The organism is Methanospirillum sp. (genome assembly GCF_028679455.1).
Lineage (GTDB): Archaea > Halobacteriota > Methanomicrobia > Methanomicrobiales > Methanospirillaceae > Methanospirillum.
Map to the genome: position 1 here is coordinate 1 of NZ_JAJRBM010000132.1, position 9971 is coordinate 9971.

The following is a 9971-nucleotide window of genomic DNA, read 5'->3' on the forward strand; positions in this document are numbered from 1 at the left end:
TTTACCAGGAACTCTTTGGACTCACGATCGAACTTGCTATCGAAGGACTGACTACCTTCAAAGAGGGAATATCACTTTGGCAGCAGTCGATCGCGTCAGACCTGATGTACAACGGTGCTGACCCTTCCCTCCCTCAGGAGCGGCCTGGGCAGGAGATTTATTTTGAGACTGATGACATCGACGGATTCTGTGATCAGATCAAAAAGAGGCAGGTAAAACTGTTTCATGAGATACAAAAAACCCCTTGGCAGCAGCGGACGATCAGATTTTCTGATCCTGACGGGCATATGATCGAGGTTGGTGAATCCATGGAAGAAGTGATCAGACGAATTAGCAGAGAGGGCCATACACCTCAGGAAGTGGCTACTCTCACCTTCATGCCAGAAGAAATTATCAAAACAATTCTAAATCAGGGCTAATACCCTGAAAAAGTTCAGAGACAAACAGAAGAGTATTTCACCCCCGATCACCTACACCGATATCATGAGCAAAACCCCAGGAGTATGCCAGAGTTGTGGTATGCCACTTCTCTCCCAAACTGATTATGGAACCGAAGCTGATGGAACGTCTTCATCCCAGTACTGCCATTACTGTTACCAGAAAGGAGCATATACGGATCCGAATGCAACCGTGGATCAGATGGCTGAAAAAGCCGGTGCTATCATGACACAGATGTTTGCGATGCCTCCTGATAAGGCAAAAGAATTCAGTAAAATGCAGATACAGAATCTGTACCGCTGGAGTGGGAAGATAATTCCATCCTGTGAGAGTTGTGGTATGCCACTCATCTCGGATCAGGATGCCGGAACCGAAACTGATGGAACGCGAAGTTTGCGGTATTGCACCCACTGTTATCAGAATGGTGCTTTTACCGAACCAGACCTGACTCGTGAAACCATGGTAAAGAAGTATGCCCCCATGCTAGCCAGCCAGTACGGGATGCCAATCGCAAAAGCAGAAGAGATGGTTGAGCGGTTCACTGGTACGCTCTCACGCTGGCAGTAAACAACAAGGAGTTTTTAAATCTCTATCGTATTCAATAAACAGTACAACCAGGGTTTGGATAGAGGGACGCAAAAAACCACCACTTCGATAGTTCCCTGCCCTACTATTTCCCTCACGGATCTAAATAGATCAGAACTCCAACCCTGATGCAGAGATCAATATCAGTTTAAGGAAAAATAACACTTCAAAACGGTGAGATATGAGGATCTCCCTGATGATTCAGGGAGACCACGCAAGTGAGTGTTCAATCAGGTAACGATTGATTAATGGCATTTTGGTGAACATGGTAGGCCATGTCCCAGAAAATTGGAGGATTTTACATTCATTCATTAATTTTCTTTGCCATCTCCTGACCTGCCGCAAATGCAGTGTCCAGTTCTTTTTCATCTGGTACATAGAGCACTTCCATCGTGTCAACGACGGTAAATCCCGCAGTCTTCAGTTCTTCTGCGATCATCTTCGGTGCCCCGCCTTTGCCACCCATCGAGCCGAATGTCAGGGCAAACCGCTCGCCGGTCCGGTTGAAGTGTAGTCCCTTGAGATAGTATATCAGATCCCCGATGCTCGGATATGGCATATCATTGATGGTCGGAATACCCACCATAATTCCTTTAGATTCAAGAATATGCTTGACAATTTCAGACCGCTCATCCTCATGGAGATTGAAGACCTTCACCTCACATCCACCGGCCATAACCCCTTCTGCCAGAGCGTGGCCAATCATCTTGGTTGACCCGTGCATGGTGTCGTAGATGATGGTCACTTTCTTTTTCATGCCGGTTCCGGTTGCCCAGCCAACATAGGCATTCAAGATCTTTGAAGGGTCGGTCCATATCTGCCCGTGTGATGGCGCTATCATCTTAACTTTGCTGAGCAGGTCAAGATTGGTCAATTCAGTCGCCTTCTTGAGGAAGAGGTTGGTCAGCGGAACAATGAGGTTTGCATAGAACTTCTGGGCGGCATCCATCAGAACGTGTTCAGGGATATCAGTGTCAAGCCGTCCGGAATAGCAGAGGTGCTGACCGAATGCATCGTTTGGGAAGAGAATGCCATTCTCTGCATAGAGGGTGAACATGGAATCCGGCCAGTGAAGCAGTGGTGCTTCTACGAAGGCAAGGGTCTTTCCACCGATATCAAGAGTCTCCCCGGTCTTAACTGTTTTATATGTCGCATCTTTAAGAGCAGGATAGTGTCTTATCAACCCGTTTTTGCAGATATCAGTACAATAAATCGGTGCAGCCGGGAATCGTTTGTGAACTTCTACAAGTCCTCCGGAATGATCCTTCTCAACATGGTTCTGTACGATGATATCGATCTTCAGATCCTTTCCTTCACGAACACAGGCATCAGCGATCCGACCCCACATCTGGGCCGTCTGTCCAGGGTATACATTATCGATGAGAACCGTCTTTTCACCAAAGAGGAGGTAACAGTTGTAGGAGGTTCCATCAAGCGTGTAACCATGATAGGTTCTCAGATCCCAGTCAAGGGTTCCGACCCAGTAGACGCCATCAGCGATCTTATATGCTTCTGCTTTCATGTTTTTTACCACGTTCGTATTAGTTCGAACATTCTGTTGTATGCGAATGAATATAAAGATTCTGATCATATCTGAAAAGGTGAACCTGGTAAGAGCCCATGAACAGGAACCGGAAGGGGACGTAACACTATTTGCAACAAAAACAAGCGTTGTGGCAATAGATAGTCTCATCAAACGACGAATTCTACGCATGATTGCAGGTGGTGAGATCTCGTTTGATCAGATCGTTTCACAGACTGGCAAGGCAAAATCAACAATATCTGTTCATCTGCGGGATCTTGAAACTGCAGGGCTGATCAACTCAAAACCTGATCCTGATGATCACCGTAAACGCCTGCTCTCCATGAACTCAGAACCTATCGGACGTCTCACCAATACTGACCGGGAATATGCTGAGGAATACCTGTATACAAAAAATGGAAATCTTCCTTTTTCTGAGGGGGACATCGCCTCATACTTCAAGTACATGCTCAGGGTAATCAGAACCGAGGCAATGAACCTGGGGATGAATATTGATCCAATCCTGGAGCGGGCGGGGATAAGGATCGGAAAGGTGCTTGCCCCCCTCGTGGCAGATCCTACAGTAGCAGGAAAAATATCAAAAATGAATCAGTTTTGGCAGGCAAACGGCCTTGGAATGATCAATCTGGTGGCAGAAGAACCACTCACCCTGCGGGTTGAAGGATGCTTTGAATGCCAGGATCTGCCAATCACCGGGCATGGATCATGTGCATTTGATATCGGGGTTCTTTCGTCACTCTTTGCAGAAGAGTTTCAGGATCAGCCGGAAGTCGTTGAAGTTGAATGCTATTCATCCGGGTTTGATCACTGCACATTTGTGATAACCAGTCGAAATACTCTGGTACCGACAGGAAAATATGAGGAAAAATCAAAAGGGGAAGTGATATAACCCATGAAAGGGCATATTACTCATTACATTACCTAAATCAGGTTCTGTTGCTTTTTTCTAATTCTCAATGATTCGCGACTTATTTATTGGGGATTCATGATGACGAATGAAACTACCAGAACTATTCCGAGAACGATGAGCACACAGCATCCCGATAATGTCACCACTCCATTCTTTGCAGCAAATCCTGAATTGAGCGGAGAGGATGAAGTAAGGGAGGCTTTTTATATCTTCTCCCATCTGGGATGTACTGAACAGATGTGGGATTGTGAAGGTAAAGAAGTTGATAATTTTGTAGTGAAGAAACTGCTCTCCCGGTATCCGGAGTACTTCCATGAACACCAACTTGGAAAAGACAGATTGCTCACCCTTCGGGTACCGAATCCTGAATTTGAGCGTGCTGAGGCCAAAATTCTCCTTGAGACCCTGGGATCTATTCCCCGGTCTTATGACATCGCTTCGCTCTTTTACGGTGACGAAACACCTCCGATTTTTGAGGTCATACTCCCGATGACCACATCATTCTCGTCGATTGACAATTTATACCAGTATTACCGGGACTTTGTCATAGGACAACAGCACCAGCGACTTGGAGGCCGGGACAGGACAATTGCAGACTGGATCGGGTCATTTCACCCAGACCGAATCAATGTGATCCCACTCTTTGAGGACCGGGAAGGGATGCTCCATGCTGCAGAGATCGTAGGGCGCTATATGCAGGATAAACAGCTCCCCTATCAGCGTGTCTTCCTCGCACGATCAGATCCGGCAGTCAACTACGGCCAGATAGGAGCAATTCTGCTGAACAAGATCGCACTCTGGCGGTTATCAGTTCTTTCAGAAGAGACCGGAGTTCCGATCTGTCCGATTATCGGAGCAGGATCTGCACCTTTCAGAGGAAACCTTCGACCTGATACCGTACACCGGGTGGTAGAAGAGTATCCGGGTGCTTACACCTTCACCATCCAGTCTGCGTTTAAATATGATTATCCTCTTCATGAAGCAGCAGAAGCAATCCGGTTCCTTGAAGAACGGGACCTCAAACCCGCAAAGACTATTGATATTGAGCAGTCTCTTGATCTGTTGGATCGATACTCTGCAGAATATCAGAAACAGATCATTTCTCTGGCCCCGGTTATTAATCGAATCGCCAGTCATATCCCGGGAAGGAGGAAGAGGAAACTACACATAGGCCTCTTCGGATACTCCCGGAGTATGGGAGCTGTATCACTCCCAAGAGCAATCACCGTGACCGCTGCATTATATTCAGTAGGGATTCCACCGGAAATTCTGGGTATAAACGCTCTATCAAAGGAAGACATCACGTTCCTGAAAAAGACCTATGTAAACTTTGAAGCAGACATGACTGATGCAGTCAGGTACCTAAATCCGGAGTCTACGTACTTACCTGAAGAAGTTGCCAGTGCAGTGGAACAGATCGTCCCAGTTAAACCAGACTCAGAACATCAAAATATCGCCCACAGAATCGAGACAGGCCTTGCAGCATGCCAGATGGAGAGTTTCACCGATCTAATCCTTCAGGCAGGCCATATCCGAAAATTCCTCGGATAACGAACAGAAATCACCGGGGAAAGCCCAAACCCAATTTTTGGATCTCGTCCTGATACCTTTAAACCTTCATCAGGAGATATTTCAATAACCGGTTCGACAAACCGAGACACAATTCTCCAAAGAGTATCTGATTTTTGATATTTACAACATAATAAAATTTGATACATACAATCGCAGGAAGATGAGGGGCATGGGCAATCAGATCAAAGTATTCTATTTTACCAACAACGGAGGAGTGAGACCTAATAATGAAGATAGTCTGCTCATTACTAAAACGCTGGTATCGGATACCTCTATGGAAGAACCTGGATCATATCAGAGTGACCAGGGTGAAGAAATTTTTTGTGTGGCTGACGGAATAGGAGGGGCTGAAAAAGGAGAAGTGGCCAGTAACCTAGTTCTTTCCACACTCATGGAGTTACAGGATACCATCAGGGATGAACCATCTCTCACCACTGCTCTTTTTCAGGGAAAAAATGCCCTTGATCACTATGCAAATGAGCATCAGGAAGCCTTCAATCTGGGGTGTACCGTTGCGGGAGTCTGTATCAGGGAAGACTCACTCCTCGCCTTTAATATCGGTGACTGCAGAGTATATCGGATCAATGGTAATTTTTTTGAACAGGTTACCCGTGATCATTCGGTGGTTCAGGCTCTATTTGATGAAGGGTTGATCACCGAGGAGGAGATGAGACATCATCCACGGAAAAACGTGGTGACTTCATCAGTATCAGGCGATGGAAACCCCGATTCGATGAAAGTGTATACCACCGGAATACACATCAGGTCCACAGATATCTTCCTGATCTGTTCAGACGGGATCTGGGGATGTTTCTCTCATGATGAACTTGAACTCATATACCAGCGGTTCCAGGGGTATGAGTACTGCGAGAAGATACTTCATGCAGCATTAGCCAGAAAAGCATCAGACAACATATCTGCCATACTTATTCAGATATCATCTATCGAATGACCCCCAACGATCCCCCAACTATCAGAGAAAGCACCATCCCTGACAACCGGAGAGGAACCGCTGGACCCCGCGATATCACGGAGTATGTAGAACCCCAGCAGATTGGCCCGATGTTTCAGGGTTACCAACTGGTCAGGCAGTTTCCCGCTACCGGAGGAGAAGCCGATATCTGGCTTGTCCAGAAAGATTCAGAATATAGCGTACTGAAACATTATCGCCTGGGAATCGAACCAAAACTTGAAGTTCTTGAGAAGGTTTCCGAAATATCACGCCAGAATTCTAAACATCTGATCAGGATTTTTGCACATGGATTTGATGAAGAGACCCAACGATGGTTTGAGATCCAGGAGTACGCACGAAACGGTTCACTAAAAGATCTTATCAAGACGCACCAGATTGGAATGGTTCAGTTCAGAACCATCATCGAAGAGATATCAGCCGGCCTTGATGCCCTGCACCGATCAGGTATTTTGCACCTTGATCTGAAACCAGCCAACGTTCTGATACGAAGTCTGCGACCATTGAACCTGATTCTCATCGATTTTGGAATCTCTACCCTGCTTGATGCAGAATTTTCAAGACAGATCACCTCAACAAAAGGAACCCCGATGTACTGGGCACCTGAACAACTTGCGAATGTGGTCGGAAAAGAGGCTGACTTCTGGGCTTTGGGTGTTATTGGTCTTGAGATATTCACTAGAAAACACCCGTTCGAAGGAGTTAACCACAACATCATCCTTGCCACGCTTTCAACCAAAGGGATCCAGGTTCCATCAGATGTTCATCCAAAAGTCGCAATTCTGCTCAAAGGACTCCTGACAAGAAATCCCAAAAAAAGATGGGGGATCAGAGAGGTTTCGGCATGGCTCGCCGGACGACAGAATATCCCGGTCTTTTTTGAGATAGAACAACCGGTAGGCAGAGAGGAGATCGCACCATACTCATTCAGAAACGAACAATATGGGGGTCTGACAGACCTGACATATGCTCTGATCAGTGATCCGTCTGCCTGGAAAGATGCCAGAATGCATATCGGAAGGGGATATCTGACCAGGTGGCTGGAAAAGACCGAGCAGTATGGTCAGGCAGTTGAGATCGAAAAATACGCAGAACAGTACCCGGATGAGGATGAACGGCTACTATACCTGATGGCACGGTTCAATCCACAGATTCCGTTTACATTTCTGGGAAAATCACTTGACGTTTCGAATATCGCCCAGTACCTGTACCGGTATATGCATCACCAGAACGATGACCTGGAGAAGCGTATCATATCCATGCTCTTTTCTGGTGAATTAAACAGAATTTTCCGGACATTTTCTGAAATTACCGGAGAACAGCAAAGTTTATCCGAGATTAACCGGATGTTCTCCTGGTTATCAACCAATCCCCGGGGGACTGATGAGAAACGCCAGTTGTATGATTTTCTCAACGTATTGAAAGAACGCGAAGAGATCGGGATACCAGAAGAGTGGGATACCAGGGCTGTCTTAAAACTTGGAGAGATCAGAGAACGTTTTCTCAGGCACGGGTATGAAGATGATTCAGTACGGGTTGAAACTGAACTGATAAATGCCTGTAAAAATGCAATCAGCTCAGAATCAAGTGAACCTGATCTCCTGGTGGCCCTTGCATCCGTGGCTGAAGAGGCAGGTCTTGTCGAATACGTCTCCCCCTGCCTGAAGAAAGCTTCAAACACAGATATCAGAATCATCAGCCTGCTCTTCAGTAAGAAAAAGGGAATACACAGGTTCAAACTCTACAAACAGATGCGGGTTGAGTATGAAACTAATCTTCACGCACTCTCTTCTGATCCCTGGAGAGAACCAATCGATTTCTGGGCACAACAATATTTCCGATTATCAGGGGAGAAAGACCTGCCAGCAGCCATGTCAGTTGCTGAGCGAATTATTGAGATGGATAAAACCCATGGTGAAGGTTGGGCTATGAGGGGAGTCTGCCTTACACGATTGGGCCGGGTGAAAGAAGCTGAGTTTTTCCTGAACCATACCACAGTACGGTCATCACAGAATCCGATGGTATGGCAGATACTCGGAGAATTGCACGTGATAACAGGAAATTTTGATGAAGCAGAACGTTCCTTCAAGAAAGGACTTACCATAGTCCCGGACTATCCGGGGATACAGTTAGGGTTCATTAAACTTGCTGCATCACAGAAAAAATATCACCAGGTTATCGATCTCTGCACCGCTGCGTTGAACCATGAACCAGATAATCAGGGATTTCTGTTACAAAAAGCAGAAGCTCTATTTGCTATCGGGAGAGTTCAGGAAGCAACAGATCTATTTGAGCAGTATCTAAAGGTCTCACCAAAGCACACCGAGATACGTATGTGTCTGGCACGCTGCTATATCAAACTCAAACATCATAAAAAAGCCGAACAATCAATCAACATTCTTCTGGAGCAGGGTGTTACAGATCCACAGGTATTGCGTCTGAAAGCATATCTCCTCCTCATTGCAGGCAGGATCAGGGAAGCATTAACCTATCTGGATCAGACACTGCAGCAGGATCCTAATGATGAATGGACGATCCGGATCAAAGCTGATGCCTATCTCTCATTAAAGGAATTTGGGAATGCCCTTGGCAGTATCAGTCAAATCCTTGATAAAAATCCTGAAAATTACCAGTTCTGGGAGAAACTTGGAAAGATACTGCTTTCGTTGGGATTTTACTCCCTATCTGAGGATGCATTTAAAACAGCCATTGATGGAGGAAGAAAGTCATCAGAACTCTGTATTCAGTATGGAGATACACTACGTCTGAAGGGAGAGGATAGATATGGCCGGATCTCCTCGTATCATGAAATAGCAAATCATCCACTCCCCTGGAGGGTCAGCCAGTTATTCCTGAATATCTGGGACTCCCGGGTTCTTACCCCGGACCTGATAAAAAAGATTCAGGAGGCATCTGCATGGTATGACCAATCGATTCTGCTCGGGGGAGATGAAACAGTAATAGCAAATCGTAAAGGTATCATCGCCTGCGTACAGGGAGAATATGAGCAAGCAATAAAACTATTGAAACCACTCATGGAGTCCCAGACACTTCAGCCTGCGTATCTCACCAATCTGGCATGTACTTATGTGCTTATGGGAGATTTAGACCGAGGAACCAGTCTGTTTCGACAGGGAATAAGTAGATTTAACAAAAATGCATATCATCTTGATCGATATGCGGGGATGTATTTCAGATATATTGGGGATTTCGAGACTGCTCTGGATCTGATAAACCAGGCAGTACAGGCGAATTCCAGCAGGGATCCGATCATCTCCTATCATCAATACCTGATTATGACCAGCCTGAACCATACAGATCACGCCAGAGAGGTTGCAACCTATATCACAAAGATCGATCCATGGTTCAACCGGTCTGAGAAATCATGAGTTGTCCTTTTACAGCACAATGCTCAATACTTATGAGATTAAGTATTAGATAACAGACGCATGGATGCAATACAGCAAGAAGGCCTTTCAGGGTGGATGTGAGGGAATTATGGGATCAAATAGTCTGCAGATACAATGACACTTCAGAAAATTTGCGATGTGTGTGGGATGGCAAACCCGGCCACCGAGATGATATGCCAGCGATGCTTCTCTGATCTCTCACGAAACCGGCCGGTAGACAGCAGAGCAGTCAGGAAGACTGAACCGGCGGTACCACAACGGAGATCCTCACTCAGGATCATGGAGAAGCCTCAGTTTGACCAGGATAAAACAATACGTGAGGTTGCTCCACTCCAACTGGTTATGGGACCTAATCTTATCATTACCGTTCATAACGGTGATACTATCGGGCGTGACGCAATCGGAAGCCGGATTCTCAATCAGCATAGTGCCGTGTCACGTCACCATGCAACATTCAAATATATGAATGGAAAATGGCTGGTTCGTGATGAAGATTCCACGAATGGAACCTACATTAATGGAAAGAAACTGGGGGAGAGTAAA

General features: G+C 46.0%; 8 protein-coding genes. 7 read left to right on the forward strand and 1 reads right to left on the reverse strand.

The features are described 5' to 3' along the window. On the forward strand, positions 1–419 hold a 419-nt coding region (locus LUQ50_RS04525), incomplete at its 5' end, for a VOC family protein (RefSeq protein WP_300036821.1). A gap of 64 nt (positions 420–483) precedes the next feature. Then, complete coding sequence (locus LUQ50_RS04530; RefSeq protein WP_300036824.1) at positions 484–1005, forward strand: zinc ribbon domain-containing protein; 522 nt, start codon at positions 484–486, stop codon at positions 1003–1005. A 322-nt stretch (positions 1006–1327) separates the two neighbouring features. Here LUQ50_RS04530 and LUQ50_RS04535 read toward each other — a convergent pair whose 3' ends face one another. Then, positions 1328–2545 carry an FprA family A-type flavoprotein gene (locus LUQ50_RS04535; protein WP_300036827.1) on the reverse strand — a complete coding sequence of 406 codons (1218 nt, stop codon included), beginning with the start codon at positions 2543–2545 and terminating at the stop codon, positions 1328–1330. Between the two features lie 46 nt (positions 2546–2591). Between LUQ50_RS04535 and LUQ50_RS04540 the strand changes: the two genes are divergently transcribed. The 5 genes from LUQ50_RS04540 to LUQ50_RS04560 form a co-directional block, all read left to right on the forward strand. Continuing rightward, positions 2592–3455, forward strand: coding sequence for a V4R domain-containing protein (locus LUQ50_RS04540; RefSeq protein ID WP_300036830.1), 864 nt, complete (start codon positions 2592–2594; stop codon positions 3453–3455). A gap of 96 nt (positions 3456–3551) precedes the next feature. Then, positions 3552–5027 (forward strand): phosphoenolpyruvate carboxylase, encoded by a 1476-nt coding sequence (gene ppcA / locus LUQ50_RS04545; RefSeq protein ID WP_367278957.1) that lies wholly within the window; start codon positions 3552–3554, stop codon positions 5025–5027. Positions 5028–5217: 190 nt separating this feature from the next. Next, positions 5218–6000, forward strand: a complete 783-nt coding sequence (locus LUQ50_RS04550) for a PP2C family serine/threonine-protein phosphatase (protein WP_300036833.1) — start codon at positions 5218–5220, stop codon at positions 5998–6000. Next, a complete protein-coding gene (locus LUQ50_RS04555; RefSeq protein ID WP_300036836.1) occupies positions 5997–9407 on the forward strand; it encodes a serine/threonine-protein kinase in 3411 nt (1136 codons plus the stop codon). The genes LUQ50_RS04550 and LUQ50_RS04555 overlap by 4 nt, the downstream gene beginning before the upstream one ends. A gap of 135 nt (positions 9408–9542) precedes the next feature. Further along, positions 9543–9971 (forward strand): FHA domain-containing protein (locus LUQ50_RS04560; protein ID WP_300036839.1); only part of this gene is annotated, 429 nt, incomplete at its 3' end.